The sequence below is a fragment of the Acinetobacter lwoffii genome (assembly GCF_024129435.1).
Taxonomy (GTDB): Bacteria; Pseudomonadota; Gammaproteobacteria; order Pseudomonadales; family Moraxellaceae; genus Acinetobacter; species Acinetobacter lwoffii_F.
Window position 1 is genome coordinate 70,362 of the sequence record NZ_JAMXXN010000001.1, and the last position, 15,788, is coordinate 86,149.

The window sequence follows — 15,788 nt, forward strand, 5'->3', positions numbered from 1 at the left end:
AATGAAGCAATCTTAAGATTCAATTCATCTTCGGCTGTTTTAATAGCATCATCGAAACAAGGCAAGACTTTAAAGAGGTAATTGCGATGAAAATGATGATAAATACGGTTTTGGCAGCTGCATTGATGGGTTCTATCGCGACGGCTACGATAGCAAGTAGCGACACTGCTGTGAATCAGGCTGCTTTTGCTAAATCGACCACAGTCAAACAGGCACTGGCCATGAAAGATGACAGTAAGGTTCAGCTTAAAGGTTATGTCGTGAAAGCGGTCGGTGATGAAAAATACCAGTTCCGAGACAGCACAGGAACTATTACTGTTGAGATTGATGATGAACTTTGGCAAGGCAAACCGATTTCAGCCAAAACACCGGTAATCATCACAGGTGAAATCGACATTGATTATAAACCGGCAAAACGTGTTGAAATTGAGGTTGATCAGGTTCGTTTCTAATATCGCCTGATTTGCTGAAATCAATTTGAACACAGCGACAAAAAACCACATGCAAGTTACCAAAAAGCATGTGGTTTTTTTGAGTCTGGAACTTTTTCAAGGCAAGATAGAACAAGGAAGCAAACGGAGCAGAATATGCGTATTCTTTTGGCGGAAGATGATCAGTCTCAGGCAGACAGTATCCAGACTTGGCTGGAAATGGACGGTTATGTGATTGATCGGGTAGAGCGTGGTGATCATGCGATCCTAGCGATTGAGCAGCATCAATATGACTGCATTTTGCTGGATCGTGGCCTGCCGAATGCCACTGGAGACGAGATTCTGAAAAGTTTGCGCAGCCAACACCAAGATACGCCGGTGATTTTTATTACGGCCAAAGACAGTATTGATGACCGGGTCGAGGGGCTGGATCTGGGTGCCAATGACTATCTGGTGAAGCCTTTCAGCCTGGAAGAACTTTCGGCCCGGGTTCGCGCCCAGCTCAGACAGAAGCAGCAAACACCGAATCATATCCTGCACTGGCAGGATCTCAGTCTGGACACTCAAGCCAAGACCCTAACTAAAGAAGGTCAAGCTGTGAATCTGACTGCGAAGGAATTTCAAATTCTATACAAGCTGATGCAGCAGCCTGAACATATTGTCACCCGTGAACAGCTGGAAGAATCGCTGTACGCTTGGGGTGATGAAATTGAAAGTAATGCCATTGAAGTATTTATCTATCAGCTGCGTAAAAAAATCGGCAGCCAGATGATCAAGACTATTCGCGGTCTGGGCTATCGCATGCATAAGGCTGAGGTATAAACCTATGTCAGCTGCTATTTCCTTGCAAACTAAACTGATCAAACATGCGCTGTTCAGTTCGATATTGGCTGGAATATTGGCCTGGCTGCTGTTATTGGGAATTTCCAGTTATCAAGCCAGTCAGCTGCATGATGAATTAATGGAGCAGATTTCTGAGTTGCTGCTTGGCGATGTGACCCAGGCCAAAGACGCCCAGGTCGATGAACTCAGTGAACAGTTCGATATCCAGTATGCCTTGTTGCTAGATCAGCAGATACTGACTACTTCGATTGATGATGAATTAATTAATACCATTCCAAAAGCACAGAACAACGGCTTTCAGTTTGCTTATGAAAATGGTCATTTTATCCGGATACTGACTGCGGAAGATGACGACCTTCAGGTCAAAATCGTACAGCCACTTTCAGTACGTTTCGATGAACTCTGGCAAACTACTTTGGGCTTTGCCGGGATCTTATTCACTTTATGGCTAGTGCAATGGCTGATTCTAAGGGTCTCGGTCAAACGCCAGTTACGGCCATTAAACAAGATTTCGCGTGCCATTGGTTCCAAGACTGCTCAGGATCTGAGTCCTATTAAAACACCTGACCCTGAAATCACTGAACTGCAACCGATTATTCGTCAGTTGAATGCCATGCTCGGCCGGCTGGAAAAGTCACTGGCTGCCGAACAGCGTTTTACTGCAGATGCTTCACATGAGCTGCGTTCTCCACTGTCTGCAATTCAAATGCGTCTACAGGTTTTAAAACGCAAATATCAAGGTGATGCACAGCTCCCTCAAGCATTGCAGCTGATTCAAAATGATGTCAACCGCGGTACGCAGGTGCTGGAAAATTTACTCTTGCTGGCACGACTCGATCCGGAGCGCACAGAGCAATTACCAACGCAAACGATTAATCTTAAAAATCTGGTTCAGGAGGCTTTGCAGGCATTGCAGCCTTTTGCAGAAGAAAAAGACATTCATTGGAATCTAAACCTTGAGGATGCTGTGATCGAAGCGAATCCAGAGCTGATTTTTAGTTGTATTCGCAATCTGGTCGACAATGCGATCCGTTATACGCCGCCGCAGGGACAGGTCGAGATCCGAACGGTTGTTGAGCAGCATCAGATACAACTATTGATTGAAAACTCAGGAGAGGGGATTACTGATGATGTGCTGGAACGTTTAGGTGAACGTTTTTATCGGGCTTTGGGTACGCGAACTCAGGGTTCAGGTCTAGGTCTGTCCATTTGCCAGAAAATTATGGCACTGCATGCAGCTAAAATTGACTATGCGCCGTCGGATCTGGGCGGACTTAAAGTGTTATTGAGTTTTAAGCTTGAATAGCAAATCTCATGATCAGAAGATTAAAAAGCAGTATGCGCTGATTCATACTGCTGCTTCCCACGTTTGTTATTTTAGATTGTTTTAATTATTTGGTCAGAATAAGACGGTTGTTGCGGGTCAGACGCAAGCGGTATTCTTCACCGGCATGCATGATCCGGATTTCACGACCCAGTGCAAAAAGATTGTTGGAGTGCAGCATTGGCAAGGCATGGTGAGTATCATTGTTACGGGTAAATAGGCTAAATGGGGCGTTCATTCCGTCGACTCCGTGGTGTGTTTTGGATTGATTTAAATGATAATCATTATCGAATAGGTCTGTCAACGAAATATTGAGCAATTTATAAAAAACTCTAATTTGCTTACAATCTGTAAAACTTTAACGGTTCTGTACATCATGACTAAAGCTACGATTCATGTCGCAATTGCGCTTTTATTTTATCAAAATCAGGTTCTCGTCGGCTGGCGTGAGGCCAAGCAGCATCAGGGCAATAAATATGAATTTCCAGGCGGAAAAGTTGAACAGGGCGAATTACCAGTCGAGGCATGTCGCCGCGAAGTGATGGAAGAGGTCGGCGTTGATATTGAACGTTGGCATGCCTCTGATTTTATCTCCTATGAATATGAAGATCTCATCGTCAATTTGCATATTTTCCATGCTTCAGTACAGCCTGCTCAACTGGCTGAAATCAAACAGCCTTGGCGCTGGTACAGCCGAGAAGAACTTGGTCGGCTGAATTTTCCGAAAGCCAATCAGTCCATGATTCAAAAGCTGCAATGGCCGCAGCGCATCAAGATTGCTGAAGATCTGGATATCTTATCAAGTCTGGATACAGATCAAATGTTGTATTGGCGCGTGGAAGCAACGCCTGAACGGATCATGCAATTACAGCAATATCCGGTAGATCAACTCTCCAAGTTAATCATTAATCAGCAGCTTTGGTCACAACTGAATGAATTGCAGCAGCAGACGATTCATACGATTCATCTAAAACAGACTCAATTGATGGACTTGAAACAAGGTGAATTGAAATCTGGCTATCGTTATCTGGCAGCCTGTCATGACCTGAGTGCTTTAATGCATGCAGAACAGATCGGTTGTGAAGCAGCCTTGCTGAGTCCGGTACTGGCGACCGCAACGCATCCGGACACGCCTGCGCTAGGCTGGGAGCAATTCAAGCAAATGGCAGAGCAGGTACAGATTCCGGTTTTTGCTTTGGGTGGAATGAAGGCTGATGAGCTTGAGTATGCAAAAAGCCAGCACGCTTATGGCATTGCCGGCATTCGCTATATTTAAGCACTTTATTTATAAAATAAACTTTCTATTAGTAAGTCAGTTTCTATGGGAAATTATCTTAAAGCTTTTTGAGTGCCTGTTGGGCTTGCTGAATCGCTTTGGCATTTTTCCGCAACTGAGCAGATTTAAGGCGCACTTGCCAAAGCTGCTTTTTCATGGCACTAGATTGTGCATAACTCAGGCCACGTAAGGCAAAAGCATCGGCGCTTGCTGGCTGATTTTTACGGTTAGCAATCATACCCAAGTATAAATAGGTTTCCGGTGCCTGAGGGGCCAGTCGCTGTGCCTGAGTTGCAGACGCTTCAGCTTGAGCGAACTGCTGCTTGGTATAGGCCTGCTGGGTTTGCTGCATCAGACTCTTGAAAGCCGGCAGATTACGGCCATCATCAAACTTTTGGCTTTTCGGCTTCTGTTCAGGAATGACAATTTTCTGACGTTTGATGTCAGGACGGTCATAAGGCGTAATCACTACGCTGTCTGGCGTTTTTGCCTTAGGTTTTTCCGTCGCAGGCTTGACTGGGGTAACTGGCTTTTCTGGCTCAGAGATACTTTGGCAGCCCACCAGACTGAGGATGAGCAAACCAGGGAGGATTTTTCTTAACATAAACATAGACTCAATTAATGGCTATAACTTCCACTGGCGATAATACGGGTTTCGCTCTCAAGATCGCGTTCTATTTCTGTTTCACTTTCTTGTATGTAGCGACTCATATCATCCTGTTCAGCATTAGATGGCGCAGGTTCTGAATCAATATCATAAGGTTCCGTCGCATAGTGCGAGATGCCGCAGGCAGTCGCCTGATTTGGCAGGGCATGACGCGAAATCGGGATATACATGGCGCCTTCACAGCCTTGTGCAGACAACAAACCCGTATGACGATCTAGCCAATGCCATTCGATTTCATTCGGCTGTGGCAGATTCACCGGTTTCTGGCGCAACTGTTTCATGACATTGGTCCAAACGGGCAGGGCACCCGATGAACCGGTCAAGCCAGTGACTTTGTTGTCATCCAGACCGAGCCAGACCACGGTCATATAATTACCTGAATATCCGGCAAACCATGAGTCACGGCTGTCATTCGTGGTACCGGACTTACCGGCAAGATTCAGACTGCGTGGCAAGCTGTTATAGGCTGCACGGCCTGTACCATTCGACATGACCTGTTGTAAGCCATAATTCAGGGCATAAGCGGAAGCAGGATCAATAGTCGGTTGTACACTCAGGCTATAACGATCCAGAGAGCGGCCGTTGGCATCCACCACAGAGCGGATGGCTTTAGTTGGATATTTAAAGCCGCCTGTAGCAAAGTTGCCGTAAATGTTCATCACTTCCATCGGGGACATATCTACCGCACCCAAGTAAATCGACGGATAAGATGGAATATCTGAAGTTACACCAAATTTTTTCAGATGATTAATAAAGGTAGACAGGCCAAATTCTTGTGCTAAACGCACAGTGGACAGGTTATAAGATTGCGATAATGCCTGCGACATTGGAATGACACCATGTCCACGACCACTATAGTTTTTCGGTGTCCAGGTTTTGCCGTCACTCTTAATGCTGATTTCACTGTCTTCAATGGGGCTCGCCCAATGATAACGGTTCGATTCCAGTGCACTCAGGTAGATCACAGGCTTTAACAGGGAACCAACCTGACGCTTGGCATCGACTGCACGGTTAAAGCCGGTAAAATCTTGAGTAGAACCTACTGCGGCTACCAGCTCACCATTTTCCGGATGCGATACCAATACCGCACCTTGTAAATCTTTCAGGCGACCCGGATTGGATTTACTTAAACGCGCCACCGTCTCTTTAAAGCTGTCCTGAATTCTGGTTTGGGCTAAAGGATCTAAAGTGGTGAAAATTCGCAGACCCTGATTGGTCAGATCGGTTTCCTGATAATCTGTGCGTAATTGACGACGTACGATATCCAGAAAATCCGGGAAGCGGGCAGGGCCTAAAGTCGGTTTTGAAATGACATTTAATGGACGTGCAGTTTCTTTTTCATATTGTTCCTGAGTCAGATAGCCCATCACCAGCATATTATTCAGGACGATATCACGGCGTTTTTTCGCACTTTCAGGATTGCGCCATGGATTGTATAGACTCGGGCCTTGGACTAAACCCACCAAAAATGCTTGCTGGGAAATATTCAGTTCACGCAGTGGCAGGCCAAAATAAAACTGCGATGCCAGACCATAACCATTAATGGAGTAGTTACCATTCTGGCCGAGATTTACTTCATTCAGATAAGCTTCTAGAATTTCATTCTTGTCATAATGCAATTCAATCAGCATCGCCATAAAGGCTTCATTCACTTTACGTTTTAAGGTGCGCTCAGGGGTTAAATAGAAATTTTTGACCAGCTGCTGGGTCAAGGTTGAGCCACCCTGACGTTTACCACCGGTAATATTGCTGACTACGGCACGTGCAATACCACGCGGTGAAACCCCATGATGCTCATAGAACTTACGGTCTTCGGTCGCGATCAGCGCTTCGATCAAGGGCTTAGGCACTTTATTTAGCTTGATCAGCACACGGTCTTCGTTATGCTGCGGATAAATCCCGCCAATTAATAAAGGTTCTAAACGCGCAATCCCGCTTGAAGACGGTTTGGTTGCGCTGACTTCTGCAATCTGTTCACCGCTGAAACTGACTTTCAATATTTGTTCCGGTTCAACCCGGTCACCAAAATCAAAGCCGCGTGTATGCACATACAGGGTATTACCCGTGGTGACAAAGTTGCCTGATTTAGTATAACTATCCGAATTTTTATAACCGAGTAATTTTAATTCTTGTTGGAAATCCTGCAGGCTGACTGGGGCATTCACGTACACTTCCATCGGACGTGCGAAGACCTTGGCCGGAATATCCCAGCGCTGACCTTCAAACTTGTCGCGTACAATATTGTCTAATCTAATCAGATAGATACTAAATGCTACAAAGATAGAAATGACGATAATAGAAAAAATTAAGGCAAGAAACCCCATGCCACGTTCAGATTTCATAAATACTTATAAGATCCTGTGAAATTGTGCTAATCATGCGAAGCTTTTCATTATTTTGCAATATTTAATCAAGAAATGCGTTTAAAATTAAAATGAAACCCCACAATTTCTCCTTAATTCGAATATATTTCAAATAATTTCCTACCTATGAAGCACTGTTATAAATTGTCATCCAGGTATAGCTTAATGTTATGATATCCAAGATTCGTAGCGGAGCGACGACACTGGTGCAAATTTCCCATAAGACCTTTCGAAATATCGGGTTAATAGGACGTCCTGATAAATCGTCGGTGGTTGAAACCTTATGCCTTATTCACGATCATCTTCTCAATTTAGGCCTACATCCAGTTTTTGATGCAGCGACAGCTGAACTTGTTCCCTATCAAAATACCCAAACCGTCAGTCGTGCTTTATTGGGTGAGGTGGTGGATCTGGTGATTGTCGTGGGCGGTGACGGTTCGCTGTTACATGCAGCACGCGCCTTGGTCAAGTACAATACCCCGGTAATCGGGGTTAACCGTGGTCGTCTGGGGTTTTTAACGGATATCAAGCCGACCGAAGTGATCTTCAAGCTGGATCAGGTATTAAAAGGTGACTTTCAGACTGAGCGACGTTTTTTACTCGAAGTCGAAATTCGCTCCAAAGGTGAAGTGATTTACGATGCCATTGCTCTAAATGATGTGGTGCTACATTCAGGGAAATCGGTACATATGATCGATTTTGAACTGAATATTGATGGACAATATGTCTATCGTCAGCACAGCGATGGCCTGATAGTCTCTACGCCGACTGGTTCTACGGCTTATGCGCTTTCTGGTGGTGGCCCGATTGTACATCCAAGTATGGATGCGATTGCCTTGGTACCGATGCATCCGCATACCTTGTCTTCACGCCCGATTGTGGTCGGTGGACATAGTGAAATTAAATTATTGATTCGTGAAAATCGCGTACTGCCGATGGTTAGTGCGGATGGACAACACAGTGTGTCTTTGAATGTGGGTGATAGCGTCCATATTCGCAAGCATCCCTTTAAACTGAATCTTCTGCATCCACCGGGTTATGACTTTTATAATGCCTGTCGAACCAAACTGGGGTGGAATCAGGACTTTGATTATTTTAAGCAGGATTAAATCATGAATATTGAACAAATGCTTGCCGTACTCAATCCTGAGATTGTTGAACGCCTAAGAACAGCAGTCGAAATTGGAAAGTGGCCAAACGGTGTAGCCTTGACACCAGAACAACGTCAGACCTGTATGCAGGCAGTGTATGCCTGGGAAATGAAAAACCTGCCTGAAAATGAGCGCAGCGGTTATATCGATCGCGGTACTAAAGAAGAGGGTGAAGAGTGTGATGATGATCATCACAAGAATGAACCTGAATTCAAGCCGATTCGTTTTGTTTAAGGCTTAATTCCCAGCCAATAGCAATACAATTAAAAAAAGCATTGTTCATTCACTGAACAATGCTTTTTTCTTTTGCACAAGATTAAACCGTGTGGCGATTCGCCCATAAGATTTTGGCTTTTTGCATCGCAGCTTCAAAGCTGTCACACACGCTCATGGTATATAGCGCAATGCCCATAGTTTCTATCACTGCAATCTCGCCATAATCATGGCTTTGCTGACCGTCCCAGACAGCCTTAAATAGCGCCAGATCCAGTTCTTCTTCAATTGGACTGCGGTTGTCAGTGAGCTTTGGCAATTCATGCTCATAGAGCAGGCCATCTTTAATGCCACAGATGAGCGTTTTGGCATCCGGATTACGCTCGAATTCGCCCCCTTCACCTTTAATCACGGCACTATTTTTATAGCCCAAGCGGAAAGCTGCTTGCTGATGCGAACCACGATATGCTGGATGGAAAATGGCTTGCAGGGTCGCTTTGGCATTAAAGGGATTAATTAAACGAGCCAGCGTATGAATCGGGGAGCGTAACCCCATGACATTACGCAGCGTAATCAAGTCCGCCAGAATCGGAGAAATCACCTCAAGTGGGATATAGGCAAAATGCTGTTGTTGTAGTTGTCGTTCAACCTCGACATCATTTTGACAGATTGGATAGCCTAAGTAAGTCAGCACCTGTTCGGTGTAAACGCGGTTCATGGTATGGCCCGAGGAACCATGCATCACAATATTATAACCATGCTTGGCCAGCGTCAGCGCTGCCAGAATAAACCATGGATAATGTTTGCGCTTGCCCGCGTAGGACGACCAGTCCAGATCAACATCCAGTGTCTTGAAATTCAGCTGGTCACGTGTCGCCTGTACAAAACCGGCCAACTCATCTACCGACTCTTCCTTGACCCGCAATAACATCAAGAATGCACCTAACTGCACATCCAGCACTTCATTTTTCAAAATCATACTGAAGGCTTGATAGGCTTCATCATAGCTGAGGGAGCGGGCGCCATTTTTCCCTTTACCCACAATGCGTACATATTGGGCAAAGGGATGTTCGAAATCTTTATAAATATTTCTTTTGGTATTCATAACTTTTTACAGCTTGCAGAAAATATTAATGTCAAGGGAGATGATGGAAATCCATAAACCTTTCAGTATACGTAAAACAATCAGTTAAATCTGATTATCGACTAATGTCTAATCTATTCTGATTAAAACATAAGCAACCGCCTAATAAGTTATGCGCATTTAGTCTGAATATTCGGTAAAATTTAGGCAATTTTTAGAGTCTGTTTAATTTTTCTTAATCTCTTTCTTCCATTTAATACTTTGGTCTGATACTTGAGTGTCAGATTCAATGCATGGCTGATTATCATTTTGAACATTCTCTTGAGCCTATTGAGACTTGATCAAGTTCATTCGAGAAGGGATGAATAGGTCAGTGTATTCCTCAAAATGGTCTTTCTTATTTTTGATATCGTTCAAGTAGATTTATTATGGCGAAACAACCAATTTATAAGTCACTGTATTTTCAAGTGATTGTGGCCATTATCGCAGGTATTCTGGTCGGGCATTTTTCGCCTAGTGGTACGCAAATTATCAATGGCGTAGAACAGCATGTCCCTGGCTTGGGCGAACAGCTTAAACCGCTTGGTGATGCATTTATCCGTCTGATTAAAATGATCATCGCACCTGTGATTTTCTGTACCGTGGTGAGCGGTATTGCGGGTATGGAAAGCATGAAATCAGTCGGTAAAACTGGTGGTGTTGCTTTACTTTACTTCGAGATCGTGTCTACGATTGCTTTGGTCATCGGTCTGGTCGTGATTAACATCGTGAAGCCTGGTGTAGGCATGAACGTTGATCCTGCTTCACTGGATACCAGTGGCATTAGTAAATATGTTGCTTCAGGTGAGTCACAATCGACTATCGATTTCCTGATGAACATTATTCCAAATACGGTTGTGGGCGCATTTGCAGAAGGCGAAATCCTGCAAGTTCTATTGTTCGCGATCATCTTTGGTTTTGCGCTGCATAAGCTAGGTGATCAAGGCAAGCCAGTCCTGAAACTCATTGACCAGATTTCACATGTATTCTTCAACATCGTGAACATGGTGATGAAACTTGCTCCAATCGGTGCATTTGGTGCAATGGCATTTACAATTGGTAAATATGGTATTGGTTCTCTTGCTCAGCTGGCACAGTTGATCATTTGTTTCTATATCACCTGCGTACTGTTTATTTTCATCGTATTAGGCTCAATTGCGCGTTTTGCTGGTTTCAGTATCATGAAGATGATCCGCCTGATTCGCGAAGAACTTCTAATTGTACTGGGGACGTCATCTTCAGAATCAGTACTGCCACGTATGTTGAAGAAACTGGAACTTGCTGGTGCTGAAAAATCAGTGGTAGGCCTGGTAATTCCAACTGGTTATTCATTTAACCTGGATGGTACGTCGATTTACTTGACGATGGCTGCGATCTTCATTGCACAAGCGACCAATACGCAACTTGATTTGTCTCATCAAATTACCTTGCTTCTGGTACTTCTAATCTCATCTAAGGGTGCGGCAGGTGTGACTGGTTCAGGCTTTATTGTGATGGCGGCAACCTTGGCTGCTGTAGGTAATATTCCTGTTGCAGGTCTGGCATTGATTCTCGGTATCGATCGTTTCATGTCTGAAGCTCGTGCCTTGACCAATCTGGTTGGTAACTCTTTGGCGACTTTAGTAGTTGCAAAATGGGTGGGCCAGTTAGATATGGACAAGCTGAACTATGCTTTAGCGAATCCAGCTGAAATTGATGAAAAAATGGCGCAAGAAGGCAATAACGCTCACTAAGTTTGAGTCTGTCTTTCGTGTCTAAAAGGGAAGCTTCGGCTTCCCTTTTTTATTGACTGTGAAGTTAGTAAAAAGATGAATGCCGGCACATGACAGGGAGCAGGAAAGTCGATAGTCTGTGAAAAGGAAACTAAAACGATAAACAACAAGGACAATAGAATGATTGCCTACGATGCCGATCTAGAATTATTCCGCGATAATTTTAAACGCTTTATGAACGAACATGTCGCGCCGTACTATGAGCAGTGGGAACGTGAAGGTCTGATGCCGCGTTCAGTCTGGAATGCACTCGGTGAAAATGGCTTCTTGTGTGTCGATGTCCCAGAAGAATATGGTGGCTATGGGGTGCCGACCGATTATTCCTTGATGCTGATCGAAGAATCTGCACGTGCCGGATACAGTGCCATTGCCACAGGTCTGTCTTGTCATTCCGATATTGCAGCACCGTATATCCTGCATATCGGTACCGAAGAACAGAAAAAATACTGGTTACCAAAAATGGTCACCGGTGAAGTGGTCGGTGCGATCGGCATGACTGAACCGGGTGCTGGTTCAGATTTGCAAGCTATGCGCACCAGTGCCATCTTGCAGGATGAACATTATCTGTTAAATGGCTCAAAAACCTTCATTTCCAATGGTCAGCATGCCGATTTGGTAGTGCTTGCAGTCAAAACTGATCCGCAAGCCCGTGCCAAAGGCGTTTCATTGCTGCTGGTCGATACCCATCTGGAAGGCTTTAAAAAAGGCACCAATCTGGACAAAATTGGTCTGCATGCACAGGATACGTCTGAGCTGTTTTTTGACAATGTCAAAGTGCCAAAGGATCAATTACTGGGTCAGCCGGGACAGGGGTTTGCTTACTTAATGCAGGAATTGCCGCGTGAGCGTACCGCCATTGCTGCCACCGCTCTAGGCGCCATTCGTGGATCTATTGATGTGACCACACAATATGTGAAAGAGCGTCAGGCTTTTGGTCAGGCGATCGGTCAATTCCAGAATACTCGTTTTGTGTTGGCGCAAGCGAAAATTGATGAATTGGCAACTGCAGCATTTTATAACCAGAATCTTGAGCTTTATATGCAAGGGAAGCTGGATGTAGAAACTGCAGCGGCATTGAAAAGTTTTTCTACCGATATGCAGATGAAAATCGCGGACAATCTCCTGCAATTATTTGGGGGTTATGGCTATATGACTGAATATCCAATTTCACGTTTCTTCGTTGATGCGCGGATTCAGCGGATTTATGGTGGTACTAATGAAATCATGAAAGAGATAGTGGCACGTGGTCTGTTAGGACGTTAATAGCTCACTCATAAAAAAAGAGTCCCGAAGGACTCTTTTTTATAGGGGGAGAACATAGCCAAGATGGGAAATATTTTTTAAGACTTTATGATTTTAAGACATCCAAACATTCATGAATAAAAATGGGTAAATCATTGGGTAGACGCGATGAAATCAACTGATTATTGTCATTCACCAGTTCTGCATCATAATACGTTCCACCGGCACGTTGGACGCGACTGGCATGCGCGCGAATACTGGTAATAATTCGATTTTTCAGCACATCTGCTTCACACAGTAATAATGATGCATCACATAAACTAAAGATGGTTTTCTTGGCTTGATTAAAAGCCTGGATAAATTGCAGCACCCGCATATCGGTAGATAAAGAAACTGCAGATTCACCGCCAGGAATCAGCAAGGCATCAAAATCATCAATACTGATTTGTTCGATGTCCCGGTCAATCGTCACTGCAGAACAGCCATGCAGACCATAGACCACTTTTCCTGCATTAAACTCAATATTACAGATGCTATGCTTTGCTTCCAGCAAGGCCGCAACGGGTTCAAGATATTCCTGATCTTCAAAATTATTCGTCAAAAGTACAGCTATTCTTTTTGGCATGACTGACACCCAAACGCTTGTTTTAAGTTAGACTATCTATGATTGGTTAAAAAATCGTCTCTGCTTTGTAATTGAGTAGTGATTTAATGTAAAAAAATAAGTGAAATCAAAGAGAAGTCGATAAAAATGGGGTTGCAGAGTGTGCATTTTATTGTGAAATCTATCTTAGATATGAATGGTTCAAAAATGACGTTTGCAAAGCAATTATTTTAATTTTCTTATGTTTAAAACCGCTATATAGATTAAGAAATAGTGATATTTCATCTTCCTTAAAATCAGTTAATATGGACAGGCAAAGTTTACAATTTAATAATGTAAATCAAGCAGAAAAGCTGAAGTAAATGTTACCAGATATGACTAAAAGCGATAAACGGTTAAAATCAACTGTATGTTTTTAAGACTTAATCTACCAATGCCATATTGCGTAACATTTGAAAGCTCACTATTGTTATACTGAACAGATAAGGTTTATGAAGGGCGACAGAACAATGATCAACGACGATCAAAACACCACGACTTCTCTTGATTTGGCAAAAATTCGTGAAGATATCGATTCTGTTGATCAGCAAATTCAGCAATTGATTAACCGTCGGGCACGTTTGGCTGAAGCAGTGGCAAAAGCAAAATTTGCCTCAGAAGAGAATCCGCTGTTTTACCGTCCAGAACGTGAAGCTCAGGTTTTGCGTAATGTCATGGAACGTAATGAAGGGCCATTGTCTGATACCACCATGGCACGTCTGTTCCGTGAAATCATGTCGGCCTGTCTGGCACTCGAAGCTCCGCAAAGCATTGCTTTCCTTGGACCAGTCGGGACTTATACCCATTCTGCGGTACTCAAGCACTTTGGTCATGATGCTGTGGTTCGTCCTTTACCGACCATTGATGAAGTTTTCCGTGACGTGGAAGCAGGCAGTGCCCATTATGGTCTGGTGCCGGTAGAAAATTCCTCTGAAGGCGTGGTCAACCATACTTTGGACTGTTTTAAAACATCGAACCTGAATGTGATTGGCGAAGTTGAATTACCGATTCACCATCAGTTCCTGATTTCTGAAAATACCCGTAAAGACAGCATCAAACAGATTTATGCGCATCAGCAGACTTTGGCACAATGCCGTAAGTGGCTGGATGCTCATTATCCAGGTGTGGAACGTGTCGCTTTAAGTTCCAATGCGGAAGCAGCACGCCGTATTCGTAATGAATGGCATTCTGCTGCAATTGCTTCTGAAATTGCCGCGAGTATCTATGACCTCGAAATCATGCATAGCAATATCGAGGACAATCCGGAAAATACCACACGCTTCCTGGTGATTGGTCGTGAAAAAGTGCCTCAAAGTGGTAATGACAAGACTTCATTACTAATCTCAGCGCATGATCGTGCCGGAGCTTTGCTGGAAATTCTGGCGCCGTTTGCCAAGCACAATATCAGTCTGACCAGTATTGAAACCCGGCCTGCACTTCCTGAAAAATGGGCTTATGTGTTCTTCATTGATCTTGAAGGCCATATTGAGCAGGAACACGTGAAAGCAGCCATTGAAGAAATTCGTCCTTTGGTTAAAGAAGTTCGCGTGCTCGGTTCATATCCTGCAGCTGTACTTTAAGTCAGCTATACGTGGTCAGGGCGAGGGTGCTGACCACTGTTTTATACCTAAAATTGGAAGTCTAAAATGTCGTTTGTTCCAGCCAATTCAGGCATCTCAAAATTAAAGCCATATCAACCGGGTAAACCGATCAGTGAACTTGAGCGCGAGTTGGGTCTTACCGATATCGTCAAACTGGCTTCAAATGAAAATCCGCTGGGTTGTTCAGATAAAGTCAAAGAAGCGGTCGCTGCGGAAATTGCTGAAATTGGCCGTTATCCAGATGGTGGTGGTTTTATCCTGAAAGATCAGATCAAAACCCAGTTTGGTTTTAATCATGATCAGATTACCTTGGGGAATGGTTCAAACGACTTACTGGAAATGTTTGCCCGTGCATTCGTTTCAGAAAATGATTCGGTGGTGTATAGCCAGCATGCTTTTGCGGTTTATGCATTGGTAACTCAAGCCATTAATGCGCAAGCGATTGAAGTACCAGCTAAAGGCTTTTCGCATGACTTGGAAGCAATGGCGGCTGCCATTCAGGACAATACCAAACTCGTCTTCATTGCAAACCCGAATAATCCAACAGGAACCTGGTTTGAAGAAGCTGAATTTGAAGCGTTCATGCAAAAAGTTCCTGCCAATGTCATCGTGGTTCTGGATGAAGCCTATGTGGAATATTTCCCGGAAAACTTCAACAGCTTGAAATTCCTCGCGCAATATCCAAACCTGATCGTTAGCCGTACTTTGTCGAAGTGTTATGGTTTGGCTGCACTACGTGTTGGTTTTGCTCTGGCTTCAGTTGAAGTGACAGATTACCTGAACCGTATTCGTCAACCATTTAATGTCAACCATTTAGCGATGGTCGCTGCGGTGGCTGCACTGAAAGATGAAGACTTTATCGCGCGTTCTCGTGAAGTGAATAAAGCCGGTATGGCGCAACTTGAAGCTGGCTTTAAGGCTTTGGGTCTTAACTATGTGCCTTCACGTGCCAACTTTATTCTGGTAGATGTACAGGCAGACCCATCAGCAACCTTCAATGGTTTGCTCAAACAAGGGGTGATTGTGCGTCCGGTTGGTATTTCAAATCACATTCGCGTATCGATTGGTACTGAAGCAGAAAATGCGAAATTCTTGAGCGCATTGGCTAAAGTACTCGGTTTAGAGGCAAAAGCTTAAAC

At 44.1% G+C, this 15,788-nt stretch carries 15 protein-coding genes; 10 read left to right on the forward strand and 5 right to left on the reverse strand.

Annotated elements, in window-relative coordinates:
- Window positions 1-86: 86 nt before the first annotated feature.
- The 3 genes from NI455_RS00390 to NI455_RS00400 all read left to right on the forward strand — a co-directional run bounded on the left by NI455_RS00390 (window position 87) and on the right by NI455_RS00400 (window position 2,580).
- Window positions 87-452 (forward strand): NirD/YgiW/YdeI family stress tolerance protein, encoded by a 366-nt coding sequence (locus NI455_RS00390; RefSeq protein WP_004645581.1) that lies wholly within the window; start codon window positions 87-89, stop codon window positions 450-452.
- Between the two features lie 135 nt (window positions 453-587).
- The gene (locus NI455_RS00395; RefSeq protein WP_253111924.1) at window positions 588-1,253 is read left to right on the forward strand and encodes a response regulator transcription factor; all 666 of its coding nucleotides are present in this window, start codon (window positions 588-590) and stop codon (window positions 1,251-1,253) included.
- A 4-nt stretch (window positions 1,254-1,257) separates the two neighbouring features.
- The gene (locus NI455_RS00400) at window positions 1,258-2,580 is read left to right on the forward strand and encodes a sensor histidine kinase (protein ID WP_253111926.1); all 1,323 of its coding nucleotides are present in this window, start codon (window positions 1,258-1,260) and stop codon (window positions 2,578-2,580) included.
- Between the two features lie 85 nt (window positions 2,581-2,665).
- Here the strand turns inward: NI455_RS00400 and hemP are convergent, their stop codons facing one another.
- Window positions 2,666-2,836: a hemin uptake protein HemP gene (hemP, locus tag NI455_RS00405; protein WP_004645578.1), complete on the reverse strand. Its 171-nt coding sequence runs from the start codon at window positions 2,834-2,836 to the stop codon at window positions 2,666-2,668.
- A gap of 138 nt (window positions 2,837-2,974) precedes the next feature.
- Between hemP and NI455_RS00410 the strand changes: the two genes are divergently transcribed.
- Window positions 2,975-3,874, forward strand: coding sequence for an NUDIX domain-containing protein (locus NI455_RS00410; protein ID WP_253111927.1), 900 nt, complete (start codon window positions 2,975-2,977; stop codon window positions 3,872-3,874).
- A 58-nt stretch (window positions 3,875-3,932) separates the two neighbouring features.
- On the opposite strand, the gene NI455_RS00415 is transcribed toward NI455_RS00410, so the two are convergent.
- A complete protein-coding gene (locus NI455_RS00415) occupies window positions 3,933-4,478 on the reverse strand; it encodes a hypothetical protein (protein WP_005103606.1) in 546 nt (181 codons plus the stop codon).
- 14 nt (window positions 4,479-4,492) lie between these two features.
- On the reverse strand, window positions 4,493-6,883 hold the full coding sequence (gene mrcB / locus NI455_RS00420) for a penicillin-binding protein 1B (RefSeq protein WP_253111929.1): 2,391 nt from the start codon (window positions 6,881-6,883) through the stop codon (window positions 4,493-4,495).
- Window positions 6,884-7,074: 191 nt separating this feature from the next.
- Here mrcB and NI455_RS00425 point away from each other — a divergent pair, with 191 nt between their 5' ends.
- Window positions 7,075-8,013 carry an NAD(+) kinase gene (locus NI455_RS00425; protein WP_180086143.1) on the forward strand — a complete coding sequence of 313 codons (939 nt, stop codon included), beginning with the start codon at window positions 7,075-7,077 and terminating at the stop codon, window positions 8,011-8,013.
- Between the two features lie 3 nt (window positions 8,014-8,016).
- Window positions 8,017-8,289, forward strand: coding sequence for a YeaC family protein (locus tag NI455_RS00430; protein WP_004278992.1), 273 nt, complete (start codon window positions 8,017-8,019; stop codon window positions 8,287-8,289).
- Between the two features lie 82 nt (window positions 8,290-8,371).
- On the opposite strand, the gene NI455_RS00435 is transcribed toward NI455_RS00430, so the two are convergent.
- Window positions 8,372-9,373, reverse strand: coding sequence for a glycosyl transferase family protein (locus NI455_RS00435; protein ID WP_253111931.1), 1,002 nt, complete (start codon window positions 9,371-9,373; stop codon window positions 8,372-8,374).
- A 407-nt stretch (window positions 9,374-9,780) separates the two neighbouring features.
- Between NI455_RS00435 and NI455_RS00440 the strand changes: the two genes are divergently transcribed.
- Together NI455_RS00440 and NI455_RS00445 are read left to right on the forward strand one after the other, a co-directional pair.
- Window positions 9,781-11,124: a dicarboxylate/amino acid:cation symporter gene (locus NI455_RS00440; protein WP_253102397.1), complete on the forward strand. Its 1,344-nt coding sequence runs from the start codon at window positions 9,781-9,783 to the stop codon at window positions 11,122-11,124.
- Between the two features lie 159 nt (window positions 11,125-11,283).
- The gene (locus NI455_RS00445) at window positions 11,284-12,426 is read left to right on the forward strand and encodes an acyl-CoA dehydrogenase family protein (protein ID WP_253111933.1); all 1,143 of its coding nucleotides are present in this window, start codon (window positions 11,284-11,286) and stop codon (window positions 12,424-12,426) included.
- 85 nt (window positions 12,427-12,511) lie between these two features.
- Here the strand turns inward: NI455_RS00445 and NI455_RS00450 are convergent, their stop codons facing one another.
- Window positions 12,512-13,030 (reverse strand): DJ-1/PfpI family protein, encoded by a 519-nt coding sequence (locus NI455_RS00450; protein ID WP_005106495.1) that lies wholly within the window; start codon window positions 13,028-13,030, stop codon window positions 12,512-12,514.
- 488 nt (window positions 13,031-13,518) lie between these two features.
- Here NI455_RS00450 and pheA point away from each other — a divergent pair, with 488 nt between their 5' ends.
- Window positions 13,519-14,628: a prephenate dehydratase gene (gene pheA, locus NI455_RS00455; protein ID WP_004645570.1), complete on the forward strand. Its 1,110-nt coding sequence runs from the start codon at window positions 13,519-13,521 to the stop codon at window positions 14,626-14,628.
- Window positions 14,629-14,694: 66 nt separating this feature from the next.
- The gene (gene hisC / locus NI455_RS00460; protein WP_004645569.1) at window positions 14,695-15,786 is read left to right on the forward strand and encodes a histidinol-phosphate transaminase; all 1,092 of its coding nucleotides are present in this window, start codon (window positions 14,695-14,697) and stop codon (window positions 15,784-15,786) included.
- Window positions 15,787-15,788: the final 2 nt, after the last annotated feature.

What these genes read in the sequence shown, in the direction of transcription:
- NI455_RS00425 (WP_180086143.1), top strand. Translation starts at nt 7,075, where the DNA reads ATGATATCCAAGATTCGTAGCGGAGCGACGACACTGGTGCAAATTTCC.
- NI455_RS00440 (WP_253102397.1), top strand. Translation starts at nt 9,781, where the DNA reads ATGGCGAAACAACCAATTTATAAGTCACTGTATTTTCAAGTGATTGTG.
- hisC (WP_004645569.1), top strand. Translation starts at nt 14,695, where the DNA reads ATGTCGTTTGTTCCAGCCAATTCAGGCATCTCAAAATTAAAGCCATAT.
- mrcB (WP_253111929.1), bottom strand. Translation starts at nt 6,883, where the DNA reads ATGAAATCTGAACGTGGCATGGGGTTTCTTGCCTTAATTTTTTCTATT.
- NI455_RS00435 (WP_253111931.1), bottom strand. Translation starts at nt 9,373, where the DNA reads ATGAATACCAAAAGAAATATTTATAAAGATTTCGAACATCCCTTTGCC.
- NI455_RS00400 (WP_253111926.1), top strand. Translation starts at nt 1,258, where the DNA reads ATGTCAGCTGCTATTTCCTTGCAAACTAAACTGATCAAACATGCGCTG.
- NI455_RS00450 (WP_005106495.1), bottom strand. Translation starts at nt 13,030, where the DNA reads ATGCCAAAAAGAATAGCTGTACTTTTGACGAATAATTTTGAAGATCAG.
- hemP (WP_004645578.1), bottom strand. Translation starts at nt 2,836, where the DNA reads ATGAACGCCCCATTTAGCCTATTTACCCGTAACAATGATACTCACCAT.
- NI455_RS00410 (WP_253111927.1), top strand. Translation starts at nt 2,975, where the DNA reads ATGACTAAAGCTACGATTCATGTCGCAATTGCGCTTTTATTTTATCAA.
- NI455_RS00415 (WP_005103606.1), bottom strand. Translation starts at nt 4,478, where the DNA reads ATGTTAAGAAAAATCCTCCCTGGTTTGCTCATCCTCAGTCTGGTGGGC.
- NI455_RS00430 (WP_004278992.1), top strand. Translation starts at nt 8,017, where the DNA reads ATGAATATTGAACAAATGCTTGCCGTACTCAATCCTGAGATTGTTGAA.
- NI455_RS00395 (WP_253111924.1), top strand. Translation starts at nt 588, where the DNA reads ATGCGTATTCTTTTGGCGGAAGATGATCAGTCTCAGGCAGACAGTATC.
- pheA (WP_004645570.1), top strand. Translation starts at nt 13,519, where the DNA reads ATGATCAACGACGATCAAAACACCACGACTTCTCTTGATTTGGCAAAA.
- NI455_RS00445 (WP_253111933.1), top strand. Translation starts at nt 11,284, where the DNA reads ATGATTGCCTACGATGCCGATCTAGAATTATTCCGCGATAATTTTAAA.
- NI455_RS00390 (WP_004645581.1), top strand. Translation starts at nt 87, where the DNA reads ATGAAAATGATGATAAATACGGTTTTGGCAGCTGCATTGATGGGTTCT.